Raw genomic sequence first — 16,190 nt, 5'->3', positions numbered from 1 at the left:
CCTATGAGGCGGGCGTCCGCTTCCGTCATGGCGCGCTGTCGGGCACGGCCGGCGGCTATTATGCCAGGTTCCACAACCGTCTGCTGTCCTTCGCGAACGGCGCCGGCATCATCGGCAATCCGCCGACGCTGCAGAATGTAGGCGGCGTCGAATCCTATGGCTTCGAGACCGCGCTGCAATATCGCCTGATGGGTGCGGTCAGCCTGCTCGCCACCTACAGCTACAACCATTCGACCTATGAGGATAACGTCCTCAACGCCAACGGCACCATCCGGTCGGCGATCAAGGGCAAGACGCTGGTCGACACGCCCGAGCATCTCGCGAAGGGCGAGATCGTCTATGACGACGGCGCCATCTCCGCCCGCCTCGGCGCCGACTATATGAGCCGCCGCTACTTCACCTACACCAACGACCAGTCGGTCGGCGGCCGGGTGCTGTTCGACGCCTCGGTCGGCTACACCTTCCGCGACGGCTTCCTCGACGGGCTCGAACTGCGTGCGAGCGCGACCAACCTGCTCGACAAGAAGTACATCGCGACGATCGGTTCTAACGGTTTCGGCGATGCTGGTGACAACCAGACGCTGCTGGCCGGCGCGCCGCAGAGCTTCTTCTTCACCGTGAAGAAGGTCTTCTGATCATGCGGCGGTTCCTGCCCTGGCTGGGCCTGATCGCGGCGGCCGTCCTGCCTGCCGGGGTGGGAGCCGCCCCGCTTCTCCTGATCTCGGTCGACGGGCTTCGGCCGGGCGACGTCGCCCAGGCCGATGCACGCGGACTGAAGATCCCCGCGCTGCGCAAGCTGGCCGCCGAAGGCGCGCATGCCAGCGGCGTGGTCGGGGTTCTGCCGAGCCTGACCTATCCCAGCCACACGACCCTGATCACCGGCGTCAGCCCGGCGCGTCACGGCATCTCCAACAATCTGACCTTCGACCCCAGGGGCATCAACCAGACCGGCTGGTACTGGTATGCCGAAGATATCCGCGTGCCGACGCTGTGGGATGCGGCGCGCAAGGCCGGGCTCAAGACGCTGAACGTCCATTGGCCGGTCAGCGTCGGGGCCCCGGTCGATGCCAATATCCCGCAGATCTGGCGGACCGGCCATGAAGACGACCGCAAGCTGCTGCGCGCGCTGGCGACGCCGGGCCTGATCGACAGCGCACCGGGCGCGATCGCCGCTTTCCCGCAGGGGATCGACGAAAGCGTCGACGCCGACGCCGCGCGCAGCGACGCCGCAGCAGCCCTGATCGAACGGATCAAGCCGGGTTTCACCACCGTCTATCTGGCGGGCCTCGACCATGTCGAACATGAGCATGGCCCCGACAGCCCCGAGGCACGCGCCGCGCTCGAACGGATCGACGGCATGATCGCGCGGCTGACCGCAGCGGCGGTGGCGGCCGACCCGGAAACGATCGTCGCACTCGTTTCCGATCACGGCTTCCTGCCAGTCTCGACCGACGTCAACCTGTTCGCGCCTTTCCTGCAGGCCGGGCTGATCACGCTCGAAGGCGGCAAGGTGAAGGACTGGCAGGCAATGCCCTGGCTCGCCGGCGGCGGCGCAGGCGTGATGCTCGCGAACCGTGAGGATCCGGCGCTGCGCGACAAGGTGGCCAAGCTGCTCTCCGGGCTGAAGGCGGACCCGCGCCTCGGCATTGCCGCTATCCTCGACCGCGCGGAGATCGCCCGCCGCGGTGGAGCGCGGGAGGCCGACTTCTGGATCAGCTTCCGTCCCGGCTTCGAGACCGGTCGCGACCCTGCCGCTCCGTTGACCGCGCCCTCGGTGACCAGGGGTATGCACGGCTATGATCCGGCCTATCCCGAGATGCGCTCGACGCTGATCCTGTGGGGCAAGGCGCTGCCCTGGAAGGGCGATCTCGGCGAGGTCGACATGCGCGCGATTGCGCCGACGCTGGCGAAGCTCATGGGCGGCGCCCTGCCGACGGCCGACTTGCCCCCGATCCGCTGACCTAGCGCAAAGCCGGGTTGCGGCCCGTCTGCTTCCCGCCATCATCGCCTGATCCAGAAAAGACGGGAGAGGCAGCCTATGGCCTATAAGATGGTGACCCTGTTGCGGAAGCGCGACGATCTGAGCCTGGAGCAGTTCCGGCGCGACTATGAGGGGCGCCATGCGCTGCTCGGCCGGCGCGTGTTGCAGGGCCGCGCGATCCGCTATGAGCGGCGCTATATCGAACCCTTCGCGCCCGACGCGACGGGAAGCGCCGACCATCATGTGCTGCTGGAGGTCTGGTATGCCGACAAGGCGGCCTGCGAGGGGGCGATGGCCTGGCTGACCAGCGACGCGGTCGCTCAGGAGATCGCCGAGGACGAGGAGTTGATCTTCGATCGTTCGGCGACCCGCTTCTATGTTGTGGCGGACGAGATCGAGACGCCGGGTATCGCCGATCCGGCCTGAGCCGGGGCCGGCACGGAGATCGCTCCGAATCGGCTTGAATATCGTTCCTGATTTGTTCCATATGCTGTCGCCATCCGATATCCCGATGGAGGCCGACATGGACCATGACGCACGGCTGCGGGCCGCCGCCCGCGCCGTTTACGACGCCGTTTACCCGACCGACGAATGCGCGCCGGTCGGCTTCGAGCAGGCCGAACGCTTCGGCACGATCCACTATCGACGCGCGGTCGAGGCGGCGCTGGAGGTGCGCGGCCTGCTGACGCATGAGGACGAGCAATTGCTCTTGTTCTGAGCGGAGATGCCTCGTCGGCGCTCTTCCTCTTGACGATCCGCGAGCCCGTCCTATGTTGGTCATGCGGGCCGGGCCCCTCTGGCGCTTTTCCGAAAGCGTGATGTCGGACCGCATCGGGTTGTCTCGATGCAGGCCTGGTCTTGAACCTCCTACCGTCGCTGCAGCCCGATCTTTCAATCTTCGATTGGAGAGAGGCAATGACGATGTCCGACCGTCTTCAGCAGCACCACAAGCTTCTGGACGACCATATTCTTCGCGAAACGAAGCGACGCTTCCCCGATGGTGACCGGCTTGCGCGGCTCAAGCGCGCGCGGTTGCGGGTGAAGGACCGACTCCATTTCGGGGCGCCCCGCTAGAGACGGGCCACCTTCCAAGCCGATAACGCAAAACCGTCACCCAGTCACCGCACGGCAAAGGCGGGGCGGGACCGGATTTTCACACGCATCGAGGAACAGACCCATGTTTTCCATTTTCGCCCTTTCGCTCGCCGTCGCCACCGCCACCCCGGCCCATGCTGCGACCCGCACCGTCGATCACGCCGCCGGTCCTGTCACCGCTGACTATCGCGGACATGTCCATGTCCGCCACAAGGAGGTCGGCATGGCCGGCCCCGGCGGCCGGCCCTCCACCCTGCGCTGCGCCTGGACCGCCAGCCTGGCGGTCGAACGGCAGGCCCAGCACGGTTCCGGCCTGATGGCATCGCGCAGCTTCTCGACCGAGCCGGTGGCATCAGGCAGCCGGGCTGGCTCGTGCCAGACCGGCAAGCGCGCCATCGCCAAGGAGGTCGCGGCGCTGGCCGAGCGGCATGAGCAGCATCTTGCAGCCGCGATGGAGGCCGATCGTCCGATCCTGCTGGCCGAAATCGACCGGATGACCGCGCTGACCAACTGAGGCCGACAGCCACTCCGACCCGCCGCCGGAATATCCATCCGGCGGCGGCAAGGCGCCCGCCGTCGTCACCTTCGCTGACCGATCGTGCGGCTGGTACGTCGCGCTTTTCCGGCTATCCTCCGCCCGTTCCCCTTGGAGGAGACATGCCATGTCGATCGATCGCAGGACCCTGATGGCCGCCGGCCTGGTTGCCGGTGCTGCTGTAACGAGGCCGCTGGCCGCCCAGGCCACCGCTCCCGGCTTTGCCCCGCGCCCCTTGCCCTTCGATCCGGGCAGCATCGCAGGGCTTTCGGCGAAGCTGCTGACCAGCCATCACGACAATAATTACATCGGTGCAGTGAAGCGGCTCGGCGCGATCCGGCAGGATCTTGCCGCGCTCGACATGGCCACCGCACCGGGCTTCCTGCTCAACGGGCTGAAGCGCGAGGAGCTGATCGCGTGGAACTCGATGATCCTCCACGAACTCTATTTCGCCGGGCTCGGCCGGGGGAACCGACCCGGTCCCGCCCTTTCGGCCGCGATCGAGCGCGACTTTGGCAGCCACGCGCGCTGGTCGGCCGAATTCGCTGCTATGGGCAAGGCGCTGGGCGGCGGATCGGGCTGGGTCTTGCTGACCTGGAGCGGGCGCGACGGACGCCTCGTCAACCAATGGGCGGCCGACCACAGCATGACGCTGGCGGGCGGTACCCCGCTGCTGGCGCTCGACATGTACGAACATGCCTATGCGATCGACTATGGCGCGAAGGCCGCCGCCTATGTCGACGCCTTCATGGCCGCGACCGACTGGACCAATGCAGACCGGCTGTTTGCGCAGGTGGCGCGGGGCTGAGGTGGGAATGGTCGGGGAGACAGGATTCGAACCTGCGACCCTCTGCTCCCAAAGCAGATGCGCTACCAGACTGCGCTACTCCCCGACGGGGCCCGCCTTAGTCGCTGGGCCCGCCGGTCGCAAGCGGCGATCGGATCAGGCGAGCGTCGCGGCGGTGCGGCCGCAGGCGAGGCCCAGGGCGATCGCGCTGCTCAGGCCGGCGCCGGGCAGATAGCCCGACGGACCCTTGCCGCTGATGCCCCGCGCGGCGCCGCCGCCTGCGAGCAGATTGGGGAAGGGGTTGCCTTCCTCGTCCAGCACCCGGCCGCCGGTGTCGATGGCGAGGCCGCCCTGGGTGTGGAACAGCGCGCCGGAGACGCGGACAGCATAGAAGGGTGCGGCGAGCGGCGGCGTGTCGAAGCGGCGGCCCCAGGGATCGACTCCGCCTTGCGGAATGGCGGCGAGCGTTTCGGCCAGCCCTGCCGGGTCGATGCCGGCGCGGGACGCAAGCGCGTCGAGCGTGTCGGCGCTCTGCACCCCGCCCACTTCGCGCAGCGCGACATATTGCGGCAGGTCGAAGCAGGAGCGGTGAATGCGCTCGTCATAGATCACCCAGGCGGTGCCGCCCGGCTGGGCGATGACGCGCGCGCCCTGGCCCGACACGTCGTCCAGTTCGTTCGAGAATCGCTGGCCGAGCCGGTTCACCTGTACGCCGCCCTCGATCAGGAAGCGCGGATTGAGGTCGATCCCGGCGGGTTCGGCGAGCAGGCCCAGCCCCTGATAGGCGTCCATGTCGGCCAGTGCCGCGCCCATCGCCTCGCCCAGCAGGATGCCGTCGCCCTGATTGCCCTCCCAGCCGAAATAGCGCGCCTCGCGCATCGCCGGAATGTGCTTTGCGATCATCGCATGATTGCCACCGAAACCGCAGGTGGCGAGGATCAGGGCGCCGCAGCCGATATCCTCGCGGCTGCCGTCGGGCCGCGCATAGCGCACGCCGGTCACGCGCTTGCCCTCGACGAACAGGGATTCGAGCGTCGCACTGGTGACGATCGGGATGCCGGCGCGGTCGCAGGCGGCGATCAACCGGTCCATCAGGTCGGCACCGCTGCGGCCGGGCGAGACATGCATCCGCATCCGGCTGTGCCCGAAGGCCGGGGGCCAGTTCGGATCGAGCGACAGTTCGACGCCATGCGCCTCGCGCAGCCAGTCGATCGCCTCGCCCGACAGCTGCCCGACCGCGCGGGCGAGCGCCGGATCGGCGGTGCCGCGCGTCTTCTCCATCACGTCGGCGGCAAAACGGTCGGCATCGTCGTCGACGCCCAGCCGCCGCTGGTCGGCGGTCCCCGACGCGCAGACCGCACCCAGCGACATGCTGGTGCTGCCGCGCGGGACCGGATCGCGCTCGATCACCACCACCTCGGCGCCCGCATCATGCGCAGCGAGGGCTGCGACCAGCCCGCAGGCACCGCCGCCGGCGACGATCACGGGCATGTGTAGCGGGAAATCGGCCTGGGCGGCGGCGAGCAACGTCATGCGGTCAGGTCCTTTGCAATTTTTATCTGTTGGGCGCGGCAGGGGTGAAACGGATAGTCCCGGTTCGACCCAGGAGGCTTTTCATGGATGCATCGTCGCTTATCGCCCATCATGCAACGAAGCTCCGCTGGTCGGGGATCGATAGCGCCGCGCGGGTCGCAGCGGCAACTTTTCTGCACGATACGCTGTGCGTCGGGCTGGCGGGCGTGCGGGCGCCCTATGCCGATGCGGTCTTGCAGGCGGCGCGGGCCGGCAATGGCGGGGCGCACGGCCCATGCGGCATATTGGGGCGGAACGAGGCGCTTCCCCCGGCCGACGCGGCCTTCGTCAACGCCTTCCAGATCCACGCCCAGGAATATGACTGCGTCCACGAACCCGCCGTGGTCCATCCGCTGGCCACGATGGTCGCGGCGCTCCTCGCCGAACTCGACAGGGGGCCGTCCCGCAGCGGCGAACAATTGTTGACGGCGCTGGTCGCGGGTGTCGACGTGGCGGCCGGGCTGGGCCTGGCCGCGACGACCCCGCTGCGCTTCTTCCGTCCCGCGACCGCCGGCATCTTCGGATCGGTCGCAGCGCTCGCCAGCCTGCGCGGCGAGGATGAGGGGACCACGCGCAACGCGATCGGCTATGCGCTGGCCTTCGCCGCCGGAACGATGCAGGCGCATGTCGAGGGCAAGCCGACGCTGCCGCTGCAGATTGCGCAGGCTGCCCGTTCGGCGATCATGGCGATCGACCTCGCTTGCGCCGGCCTGCCCGGACCGCTCGATTCGATCGAGGGCCCGTTCGGCTATCTGACCCTGTTCGAAGCGGGCCATGACGTCTCGCGCCTGCACCGCGCGCTGACCGAGGGGCATCGCATAACCGAGGTCAGCTGGAAGCCTTTTCCCACCGGCCGCGCGGCGCATGGCGCGATCGTTGCCACACAGATGCTCATGCGCGAACATGGCCTCACCGCCGACCAACTCGACCGCCTCGTCTATCGCGCGCCCTCGCTGATCGGTCGGCTCGTCGGTCGGCCGGCGGTCGCGGATATGGGGCCGGCCTATGCACGGCTGTGCTTCACCTGGCTGGGGGCCGTCGTGCTTGAACGCGGGACGGTAGGACTCGACGACTTCCGCGTCGAGCGGCTGAACGATCCGGCGCTGCTGGCGCTTGCCGGGCGCATCTCGGTCGAGACCGACGACAATCCCGATCCCGCCGCTTTCGCCCCCGCGACGGCGACCGCCTGGCTCCGCGACGGCCGAGTGCTCGAGGTGAAAGTCGCGCGGCAGTTCGGTTCGCCCGGATGGCCGCTCAGCCGGGAGCAGCATCTCGACAAGGCGCGCGGATGCCTTGCCTTTGCGGGGATGGAGCAGGTTCACGAGGACCTTGCGGCGCTGTTCGACCGGCTGCCTGGGGAGGCCGATGCCGGCGCGGCGATCAATGCGGTTCTTCGCCGCCCGAGACATTGAGGCTTTCGGCGGTGATGTAATGCGCCTGGTCCGAGGCGAGGAAGGCGACCGCATTGGCCGTGTCCTCGGGCAGGCCGGGCCGTCCCATCGGGATGCGCGCGGCCATCTGCGCCAGATAGTCCTCGACCGACAGGCCCGACTTTTCGGCGAAATAGCTGTTCTGCCAGGCACCGAGCCCGGTCGTCACATGGTTTGGGCAGACATTGTTGACGGTGATGCCGTGCTTGCCGAGTTCGATAGCGGCGGAGCGGACGAGGCCGACCAGTCCATGCTTGGACGAGCAATAGGCCTGGGCGAAGGGAAAACCCGACTTGGCCGCCTGGCTGGCGATATTGATGATGCGCCCGCCGCGGGCTGCGGCCACCATCTTCTGCGCAGCCGCCTTGATGCCGTGGAAGCTGCCGGTCAGGTTGACGTCGATCACCGCCTGCCAGTCGTCGGGTTCGACCTCGAGCAGCGGCTTCATGATGTAACCGATGCCGGCATTGTTGACCCAGATGTCGAGCGAGCCATGAGTCGCCACCGCATGGTCCGCCAGCGCGGCGACATCGGCCCAGCGGCGGACATCGCAGACGCAGGTCGAAGCGATACCGCCATCGGCGCGGATCGCCTCGGCGACCGCCTCCATTTCCTCGCTCGCACCGATCATCGACCCGGGCGTCGCCGCATCGACCGGACGGCCGAGGTCGGAGATGACCACCGCCGCGCCATCGGCGGCCAGCCGCCGGGCGATGGCGGCACCAAGGCCTTCGAGGCGCCCTGCACCGGTGACGACGGCGGTGCGTCCGTGCAGCGGTCTGTTCATGCGACGGGCTCGGTGGTGATGAAGACGGTGTCGGCGAAGGCCGCGAACTGCGCAGCGATCGCCTGCATCTCGGGTCGGGCGACGTCGCTGCCGAAGGCGTCCATGTCGCCTATGTCGATGATTTCGACATAGTCATAGGGCGCCTTGCCGCCGCCGAGCAGGCCGGTGGCGCGGAACAGGTCGAAGCCGGCGATTGACGGCAAGGCGCGGACGGTCGGCAGGTCGGTGCTCTTCGCCCAGGCCTGATAGTCTTCATGGCTGACGCCATCCTTCAGCGTGACGAGCACGATCAGGCGCATGGATCTTCCTTTCCGGGATCAGGCCGCGACGCCGGGGGCTTCGCGCAGAGGGGTGAAGATGCGGTCGATGAAGGCGCGAAGTGCCGCCTCGCGATCGGGGTCGGAGGCGCTCGCCTCGGCGATGGCGTCGATCTGACCGGTCGTGGCGATGCCTTTCTCCTCCAGCAAGGCGCGAAGATTGGCGATCGTCTCGGCCTGCACCCACAATTCGGAAGCGAGGTTCAGGACGACCGGCACGAAGCGATCCATCGCCGGATCGGAAAAGAATTGCGGCCGGCCATCGGGGCCGTAGATCGACGGCGGGGCGTCTTCGGGGCGCAGGGCTTCGCTCATTATCGCTTCCATGCTCCGAATCCGAACCAGTTGACGCCCTCGGCCAGGCGGCCGGTGGTCTCGCTGTTCACCGCCAGCGGATCGGTGGCCGCAGCCGTTGCAATGGCATCGGCGCCGTAGATTCCCAGGCTGGGGGTGACGAACTGGACATAATCCTCGTCGGCAAATCCGCCGTCGCGGCACAGCGCGCGCGGGTCCTCGTCGCGGAAGCCTTTGTAGAAGGGCTCCTCGTTATAATAGCAGTCCCAGTCGAGATAGAATCCCTCGAAGGCGCCCATCTGGCTGTTCGGCGGCAGCTCCATGTTGAGCAGCAGCCCGCCCGGCCGCAACAGGCGCCGGGCCTCGCGGAAGAAGGCGCGGCGCGTCTTGGCCGACAGCTCGTGGAGGAACATCGACGAGAAGACGAGATCGAAGCTCGCATCGGGGAAGTCGAGCGCTTCCGCGTTCATCTGGTGGAAGGCGACGTCGAGGCCCTGCAGTTTTGCCCGGGTCGCACCATAAAGGAGGCCGCCTGCGGCAACGTCGACGGCGTGGACGTCGGCGTCGGGATAGGCCTGTTTCCAGGGCAAGCTGTTGTGACCGATCGTGCAACCGACATCGAGGATGCGGGCCGGCTTGAAGTCGGGGAAGGCATTGCGGACATAGGTCGACATCGACAGGCCGATATCGTCGAGATTCTGCCCCATCAGCCCCATCGAGAAGATGGCGAGCCCCTGATCATAGACGGCCCCCGCCGCCATCGGGAAATCGGTATCGCCCGCATAGCCGCCGGGCATCAGATGCACGTCGAGGCCGGTCACGTTGCGGGGCAGTTCCATCTCGGGCGCCAGCTTGACTGCGGCTGCGGCACCGCTGTCGTTTGCGGCGGCTTCCAATTTGGCGCGCTCGCGCTGCACCACCGGCGTCACTGCATCCCACACCATCGACTGGGCGCGCACGCGGCAGGCGCTGTACACCTTGAACGCCGGATCGGCGCGCATCGCCTTGTGAACCTCTGCACTGCTCTCGGGGGGGCGGCCATGCGCCTTTTCGAAGGCGGGGGCGACGCGCTCGTCATAGGCCTGGCGCATGTCCTGCGCGAGGTCGTTCAGGATGAAGGAGCGCAGGCCCGACACGAAGCGCCCGCGGGCGATATCCTCGGCCGCCTGGTGCGGGCGCATCGCATGCTTGAGTTGCAGTACCATCGATTGTCCCCTCAGCGGTTCGAAGGCGGGCGGCGAGAGGCTCAGCGTGCTGGGCTTGACGGGCCGACCGGAAACATCAAAAACAGACTATCAATGGCTAGTTGGCCGAAATAACAAATAAGTTGGATATCAGATGCACGACATCGAGCTCATCCAGTTGCGACGGTTCGTCACGCTGGTCGAGGAAGGCACATTCATCGACGCCGCGCAGAAGCTGAATGTCACGCAGCAGGCACTGAGCAGTTCGATCGCCCGCATGGAAGAGTCGGCCGGCGTGCGCTTCCTCGACCGGAAGCGCGGCGGCCGCCCTAGCCTGACCGTATTCGGCCGGCTGCTGCTGGCGCGTGCGCGGACCCAGCTCGCTTTGGCGGAGCGGATGGCGAGCGAAATCGAGTTGCTGCGCGATGCGCGCGGCGGGTCGGTGACGATCGGCATCGGTGAGACGATGACGGGCCGCCACGTCGCCACCGCGATTCGGCGCTATCATCGCCAGCAGCCAGACGTACAAATCCGTCTTGTTGAAGGCTATACCGAGATGATGATCGAGAAGCTCATGTTGGGCGAGGTCGATTTCGTCTGCGGGGGGCCGAGCCATGACCCCGCCCATGCCGATCTGCTCGACTTCCGGCACTTGTTCGAGATTCGCGACGTGCTGGCGGTGCGCAAGAATCATCCGCTGGCCGGCGCCCGCGAACTGGCGCTGCGCGATCTGCAGGACTTCACCTGGATGATGCCGGCCTTTCGCGGCGATATCTACGAGGCGATCCAGGTCGCGCACATGCGCGCCAAGCTGCCCTCGCCCAAGCGCATCATCCGCAGCGACGCGGTGACGGTCGGTTCGTGGCTGTGCATCGACGACGATTATATCATCACCGTGTCGCCCGACATGGTCGGTACGCTGATCGAGTTCGGTGCGCTGGTGACACTCGACCTCACCGAAACCACCATCCTGCGTCATGCCTGCCTGATCACGCGGCGCGACGTGAAGCTCAGCCCGGCTGCCGCGCGGCTGACCGAGGAAATCACCTTCGAGGCCGAGCGCGCCTATGGCAGCCCGGCCGACCTTGCGACCCCCGCCTTCCCCTGATCGTCCCGGCCGCTGTCGGCCGTCTCAAGAGGTTTTCCCATGATCAAGTCGCTTGCCGGTGCCACCATCGTCGTGCCCGATCTCGATGTCGCCATCGCGGCCTATCGCGACTGGCTGGGCTATCGGCCCGCGCCGGTCGCCATTTTCGATGCGGCAGAGGCCGCAGCCTGGAACATTCCCCAGGCGGCCGGGGCCCGCGCATCCATGCTGACCCCCGAAAGCGGCGAGGCGCGCTTCCTGCGGCTTGTCGAAGGTGCGCCCGATCCCGCCTATCGGCCGATGGGCGCGCTCGGCTGGGCGGCGATCGAGATCATCGTTCAGGACGTCGAGGCGCTGGCCACCCGGCTGGCCGACCCGGCTTCCCCCTTCGCGATCATCGGCGCGCCCGCCGTGCTGGACTTCGATTTCACGGACAAGATCAAGGCGATGCAGGCGACCGGGCCCGGCGGCGAAGTCCTCTACCTGACCGAAGTGGCCGAGCCGGTGCCGGGCTTCGACCTGCCCGAGGCGAAGAGTTTCGTCGGCCAGCCCTTCATCCTGGTGATGGGGTCGCGTGGGATCGACGCGGCGGCGCGCTCCTATGTCGAGCGCGGGCGGGCGCTCAGCCCGATCTTCGAGGCGCGAATCGAGGTATTGTCGGATGCGCACGGGATCGACCGCGCGCACCGCCACCGGCTGGCGACGGTCGCGTTCGACGAGGCGAGTCTGATCGAGATCGACGATTTTCCCGCCAGTGCGATCGATCGTCCGGCCTCCTCGATCGGCTTGCCCAGCGGGATCGCGATCGCGCATTTCCACGGCGGAACGGCTGGCGAGATTGAGCGCCTGATCGGTGGCGCGGGGGAGTGGATCGAGATCAGGCCCTGACCACCCGACCTTGACCGACATCAAAACAACAAAAAAGTGTAGGACGACCGTAAAAGACTTTGACAGCTTGTAACCGACAAAAGCGGCATCAGCCGCCTGCCAAGGGGATACGCTCATGCGTCGATTGGGAATGTGGTTGCATGCTTCTGTTGCGGTCGCCGGGCTTGCCCTGACGGCATCGCCCTCGGTGGCGCAGCAGGCGGGAGCTTCGGACGAGGCGACCGACGGCAGTGCCCTCGGGGAGATCGTCGTTACCGCGCAGCGTCGCCAGCAAAGCCTGCAGGATGTGCCGATCGCGGTCTCGGCCTTTTCGGGCCAGGAACTCGCCGCCAAACAGATTCGCACGACGATCGACATTCCCCGCATGGTGCCCAACATGGTCGGCGCGACCAATGTCGGCATCGGTTCGGCCAACAGCTATTTCATCCGCGGTCTCGGCAACACCGAGTCGATCGCGACTTTCGATCCGCCGGTCGGCACCTATGTCGACGACATCTATGTCAGCCGGCAGAACGCCAATAACTTCGCCTTCTTCGACGTCGACCGGATCGAGGTGCTGCGCGGCCCGCAGGGCACGCTGTTCGGCCGCAACACCACCGGCGGCGCGATCAACGTCGTCCTCAAGAAGCCGGCGGACAGCTTCGGCGGCTATGTCGAGGCCGGCTATGGCGCCTATGACAAGTGGATCGTTCGGGGGTCGGTCGATGCGCCGATCAGCGACAAGGTCCTCACCAAGATCTCGGGCTTCGCGACCGAGGCGGACGGCTATGTCAAGAATCTGACGACGGGCGAGAAGAACAACGGCACCAAGAGCTTCGGCCTGCGCGGCGCGGTCCGCCTGCTGCCGACCGACACGGTCACCTGGGACCTGTCGGCCGACTATGTCCGCGACAATACGCTCAACCTGCCGTCGGTGAAGGTCGGCGGCGACCTGTTCAACAATACGGGCCTCAGCACCAAGACTGCCGGCCTCGCCGGGCTCGTCGCGGGCCGGAAGGCGAATTTCCACCTCAAGAATGTGACGAAGAGCCTGTCCTTCTCCTCGAACGTCCAGATCGATCTCGGCGAAGCGACGCTCGCGCTGATCACCGGCTATCGCGACCTTAAGCAGGATTATCTGTCGGACGTGTTCGACGGAAAATATTCGACCGGCGGCTTCGCGCTGGCCAACACCGGGCGCTTCAAGCAGTTCTCGCAGGAAGTGAAGATCAACGGCAAGATCGCCGAGGGCCTGCAATATACCGCTGGTCTGTTCTACATCCACGAGGACAACAGCACCGACTTCGCCGACGTCTTCACGCTCGACCTGGGCACCGTCGGCCTGCCGCTGGTGCTTGCCGACCGCGTCCTCAAGAACAAGACCTCGGCCCCGGCCGCCTATCTCCAGTTCGACTGGAAGCCGGTCGACAGCCTGACGGTGACGGTGGGGGGACGCTATACCAGCGAGAAGAAGACCGTCGGCGTCACCCCCAATGCCAATCCGGCGCTGGCCGGCGTGCCTTATGGCTCGGCCGATATCTCCGCCGCCGGCATCCCGCTGCGCGACCGCACCAAGCAGTTCACCCCGCGCTTCGCGGTCGAATATCGACCGATGCAGGACGTGATGCTGTTCGCCTCAGCGACGCGCGGCTTCCGTTCGGGCGGCTGGAACGCCCGCTCGCTCTCGGCAGAAAATTTCCTGCAATTCGGGCCGGAGAAGGTCTGGTCCTATGAAGGCGGCTTCCGCACCGAGCTGCTCGATCGCACGCTGCGCTTCAACACGACCTTCTTCTACACCGACGTGAAGGGCTTCCAGGTTCCGCTCGGCTTCGTCGACAGCACCGGGGCGATCAACTTCGTGACCCAGAACGGGTCGGACTTCCGCAACTACGGTCTCGAATCCGAACTGGTCTGGGCACCGGTGCGCGGTCTGTCGCTGTTCGCCAATATCGGCCTGCAGCGCGCCAAATATCTGAACCCCGACCCGACGATCAGCGCCCAGCAGGCCTCGTGCCGCGCCGGTGTCGTCGCCAGCTGCGGACAGGGCATCGTTGATCCGAACGGCAATCTGGCACAGCCCCAGCGGACGCCGAAGTTCACCACCGCCTTCGGTGGCGCCTATGACATGCCGATCGGCGATTTCTACCTGACCCCGGCCGCCAATGCCTCCTATCAGTCGCGCAACACGGTCGGCACGGCGGGTGTCCCGCTCGACTATGTCGACGGCGAATGGCTGGTCGGCGCGAGCCTGACGCTCAAGCCGCAGGACGGGCCGTGGAAGGCCTCGATCGAATGCGCGAACTGCTTCAACAATCTGTTCGTCGCCAGCAACTTCCCGCCAGGCTTCGCCTTCTACAACATGCCGCGGACCTGGCAGTTGACTGTCGGCTACAAATTCTGATCCCGTGCGGGCGGCGGATCCAACGGAGATCCGCCGTCCCCTTCGTTCAGTCGGGCAGTTCGTCGACGAAGGCGCGTTCGTGGACAACGTAGGACTTTAGCGGATCCTGTCGCCGGATCATGGCCCCGGAGGCCTTTGCAAGCCCTACTCCAAGCTCCTCCCCGGCATGGGGAAGGGAAGCGGGATAGCTGGCGGAAGGACAGAAACGCATTCAGGTGCTTGGCGCCGGAACGGCGGGCAGCGGCCCCTCCACCATCCTTTCGATGGTTCTCCTTCACGTTCCAGGGGGACGCGTGCGGATGTAGCCCGATCCCCCACGGACTGCGGGCATGAGCCTCGGGCTGTCCCAGCTTGATCCGATTCCGTTACACTACCGGATTGCAAATGTTTCGCATCTTCGTACCACCGGGCCTTGAGGGCTTGCGATCCGGCTATGGGGCTGGGATCCGGGACGGAGGCTGTCGTGAAGCTGTTCGGGTATTTCAGGTCTTCCGCCGCCTATAGGGTGCGGATCGCACTCAATCTCAAGGAGATCGGGGTCGACCAGTCGCCGGTCAACCTGCTCGGCAGCGAGGCGCTGCCGACCTATCGAGCACGCGTGAATCCGCAGGGACTGCTCCCGGCGCTGGAGACCGACGAGGACGGTACGCTCGTCCAGTCGCTGGCGATCATCGAATATCTGGAGGAGGTTCATCCGGAGCCGCCTCTATTGCCGTTCGATCCCGCAGCCCGCGCTTATGTCCGCGCAGCCGCGCAACTGATCGCGTGCGACATCCACCCGCTCGCCAATCTCCGCGTCCTGCGCCACCTCAAGAGCGAATTGGGGCAGGATCAGGAGCAGATCGACGCCTGGTATCGCCATTGGGTGCGTGACGGTCTCGAAAGGCTTGAAGCCTTCGTCCGTGCCAGTGGGCGCGCGGGGCGCTTCCTGTGTGGCGATACGCCCGGCATCGCCGACTGCTGTCTCGTGCCACAGCTGTTCAACGCGCGGCGCTTCAACTGCGATCTCGATGGCCTCGACATGCTGATGACGATCGATGCCCGTTGCGGGGCGATCGACGCTTTCCAGCGTGCGCATCCCTCGCTCCAGCCTGATGCAGCCTGAGCCGGCAAGGCGCTTTCCCTAGCGTCCGAGGCGGGGCATAGCGGCGACAGGCGGGCGGCAGTCCCGCCGACGGACATAAAAGGAGATGGAGAATGGCGGACGGTTTCGGCGCGACGACGACCACGGACGAGGTGCTCGACGGCGTCGACCTCACGGGCAAGCGCTATCTGGTGACTGGTGTTTCCGCCGGACTCGGGGTCGAGACGGCCCGCGCGCTTGTGGCACATGGCGCGGCGGTGGTCGGCGCAGCGCGGGATCTTGCCAAGGCGGAGTCCGCTACCGCCGAGGTGCGCGCGGCCGCTGAAAACGGCACCGGCAGCTTCGAGCTGCTCCAGCTCGACCTCGCCTCGCTCGCCAGCGTCCGCGCCGCCGCCGATCGCCTTCTTGCAGACGGCCGTCGCTTCGATGCTGTCATCGCCAATGCCGGCATCATGGCGACTCCCGAAGGCCGCACCGCCGATGGCTTCGAGCTGCAGTTCGGCACCAATCATCTCGGCCATTTCCTGTTCGTGAACCGGATCGCGCCGCTGATCGTCGACGGGGGGCGCTTCGTCGGCCTGTCCTCCGGCGCGCATCATTTCTCCGATATCGATCTCGACGATCCCAATTTCGAGACGACGCCTTATGATCCGTGGCGCGCTTATGGCGCCGCCAAGACGGCCAATGCGCTGTTCGCGGTCGAGTTCGACCGCCGCCACCGCGGACGCGGCATCCGCGCCGCCTCGGTCCATCCGGGCGGCATCAACAC

General features: G+C 66.6%; 18 protein-coding genes and 1 tRNA gene. 13 read left to right on the top strand and 6 right to left on the bottom strand.

Annotation, left to right across the window (positions count from 1 at the left end; genetic code table 11):
- From KAY22_RS14865 to KAY22_RS14835, 7 genes are all read left to right on the top strand, one after another.
- The coding region (locus tag KAY22_RS14865) for a TonB-dependent receptor (protein ID WP_296624200.1) at positions 1-635 on the top strand (635 nt) is incomplete at its 5' end.
- A 2-nt stretch (positions 636-637) separates the two neighbouring features.
- Positions 638-1,960, top strand: coding sequence for an ectonucleotide pyrophosphatase/phosphodiesterase (locus KAY22_RS14860; protein WP_296624199.1), 1,323 nt, complete (start codon positions 638-640; stop codon positions 1,958-1,960).
- Between the two features lie 78 nt (positions 1,961-2,038).
- Entirely contained in the window at positions 2,039-2,407 is a 369-nt protein-coding gene (locus tag KAY22_RS14855) for an EthD domain-containing protein (protein WP_296624198.1), read from the top strand.
- 97 nt (positions 2,408-2,504) lie between these two features.
- On the top strand, positions 2,505-2,699 hold the full coding sequence (locus tag KAY22_RS14850) for a hypothetical protein (RefSeq protein ID WP_296624197.1): 195 nt from the start codon (positions 2,505-2,507) through the stop codon (positions 2,697-2,699).
- A 197-nt stretch (positions 2,700-2,896) separates the two neighbouring features.
- A complete protein-coding gene (locus KAY22_RS14845) occupies positions 2,897-3,055 on the top strand; it encodes a DUF465 domain-containing protein (protein ID WP_296624196.1) in 159 nt (52 codons plus the stop codon).
- A gap of 103 nt (positions 3,056-3,158) precedes the next feature.
- Entirely contained in the window at positions 3,159-3,590 is a 432-nt protein-coding gene (locus KAY22_RS14840; protein ID WP_296624195.1) for a hypothetical protein, read from the top strand.
- Positions 3,591-3,738: 148 nt separating this feature from the next.
- Positions 3,739-4,419: a Fe-Mn family superoxide dismutase gene (locus KAY22_RS14835; RefSeq protein ID WP_296624194.1), complete on the top strand. Its 681-nt coding sequence runs from the start codon at positions 3,739-3,741 to the stop codon at positions 4,417-4,419.
- 8 nt (positions 4,420-4,427) lie between these two features.
- On the opposite strand, the gene KAY22_RS14830 is transcribed toward KAY22_RS14835, so the two are convergent.
- Both KAY22_RS14830 and KAY22_RS14825 read right to left on the bottom strand, forming a co-directional pair.
- Positions 4,428-4,504: transfer RNA gene (locus KAY22_RS14830), tRNA-Pro, on the bottom strand.
- Between the two features lie 50 nt (positions 4,505-4,554).
- Positions 4,555-5,931, bottom strand: a complete 1,377-nt coding sequence (locus KAY22_RS14825; RefSeq protein ID WP_296624193.1) for an FAD-dependent oxidoreductase — start codon at positions 5,929-5,931, stop codon at positions 4,555-4,557.
- A gap of 83 nt (positions 5,932-6,014) precedes the next feature.
- Here KAY22_RS14825 and KAY22_RS14820 point away from each other — a divergent pair, with 83 nt between their 5' ends.
- Complete coding sequence (locus KAY22_RS14820) at positions 6,015-7,382, top strand: MmgE/PrpD family protein (protein WP_296624192.1); 1,368 nt, start codon at positions 6,015-6,017, stop codon at positions 7,380-7,382.
- Here KAY22_RS14820 and KAY22_RS14815 read toward each other — a convergent pair.
- From KAY22_RS14815 to KAY22_RS14800, 4 genes are read right to left on the bottom strand one after another with little or no spacing between them, the layout of a single operon-like run.
- On the bottom strand, positions 7,351-8,187 hold the full coding sequence (locus KAY22_RS14815) for an SDR family NAD(P)-dependent oxidoreductase (RefSeq protein WP_296624191.1): 837 nt from the start codon (positions 8,185-8,187) through the stop codon (positions 7,351-7,353). The two genes, KAY22_RS14820 and KAY22_RS14815, sit on opposite strands and share 32 nt — an antisense overlap.
- Complete coding sequence (locus tag KAY22_RS14810; protein ID WP_296624190.1) at positions 8,184-8,486, bottom strand: REDY-like protein HapK; 303 nt, start codon at positions 8,484-8,486, stop codon at positions 8,184-8,186. Before KAY22_RS14810 ends, KAY22_RS14815 begins: the two co-directional genes overlap by 4 nt.
- Positions 8,487-8,504: 18 nt before the next feature.
- Entirely contained in the window at positions 8,505-8,819 is a 315-nt protein-coding gene (locus KAY22_RS14805; RefSeq protein ID WP_296624189.1) for a hypothetical protein, read from the bottom strand.
- The gene (locus KAY22_RS14800) at positions 8,819-10,003 is read right to left on the bottom strand and encodes a class I SAM-dependent methyltransferase (protein ID WP_296624188.1); all 1,185 of its coding nucleotides are present in this window, start codon (positions 10,001-10,003) and stop codon (positions 8,819-8,821) included. Before KAY22_RS14800 ends, KAY22_RS14805 begins: the two co-directional genes overlap by 1 nt.
- Before the next feature lie 133 nt (positions 10,004-10,136).
- On the opposite strand from KAY22_RS14800, the gene KAY22_RS14795 reads away from it, so the two are divergent.
- From KAY22_RS14795 to KAY22_RS14775, 5 genes are all read left to right on the top strand, one after another.
- On the top strand, positions 10,137-11,090 hold the full coding sequence (locus tag KAY22_RS14795; protein WP_296624187.1) for a LysR substrate-binding domain-containing protein: 954 nt from the start codon (positions 10,137-10,139) through the stop codon (positions 11,088-11,090).
- 39 nt (positions 11,091-11,129) lie between these two features.
- Complete coding sequence (locus tag KAY22_RS14790; RefSeq protein WP_296624186.1) at positions 11,130-11,957, top strand: hypothetical protein; 828 nt, start codon at positions 11,130-11,132, stop codon at positions 11,955-11,957.
- Positions 11,958-12,093: 136 nt separating this feature from the next.
- Entirely contained in the window at positions 12,094-14,337 is a 2,244-nt protein-coding gene (locus KAY22_RS14785) for a TonB-dependent receptor (RefSeq protein WP_296624185.1), read from the top strand.
- Between the two features lie 463 nt (positions 14,338-14,800).
- Positions 14,801-15,442, top strand: a complete 642-nt coding sequence (gene maiA, locus KAY22_RS14780) for a maleylacetoacetate isomerase (RefSeq protein ID WP_296624184.1) — start codon at positions 14,801-14,803, stop codon at positions 15,440-15,442.
- A gap of 92 nt (positions 15,443-15,534) precedes the next feature.
- Positions 15,535-16,190, top strand: a 656-nt coding sequence (locus KAY22_RS14775) for an SDR family NAD(P)-dependent oxidoreductase (RefSeq protein WP_296624183.1), incomplete at its 3' end; no start/stop codon positions are given.

This window comes from Rhizorhabdus sp., from assembly GCF_018006725.1.
Taxonomy (GTDB): Bacteria; Pseudomonadota; Alphaproteobacteria; order Sphingomonadales; family Sphingomonadaceae; genus Rhizorhabdus.
This window is presented reverse-complemented; position numbering and strand designations above follow the sequence as displayed.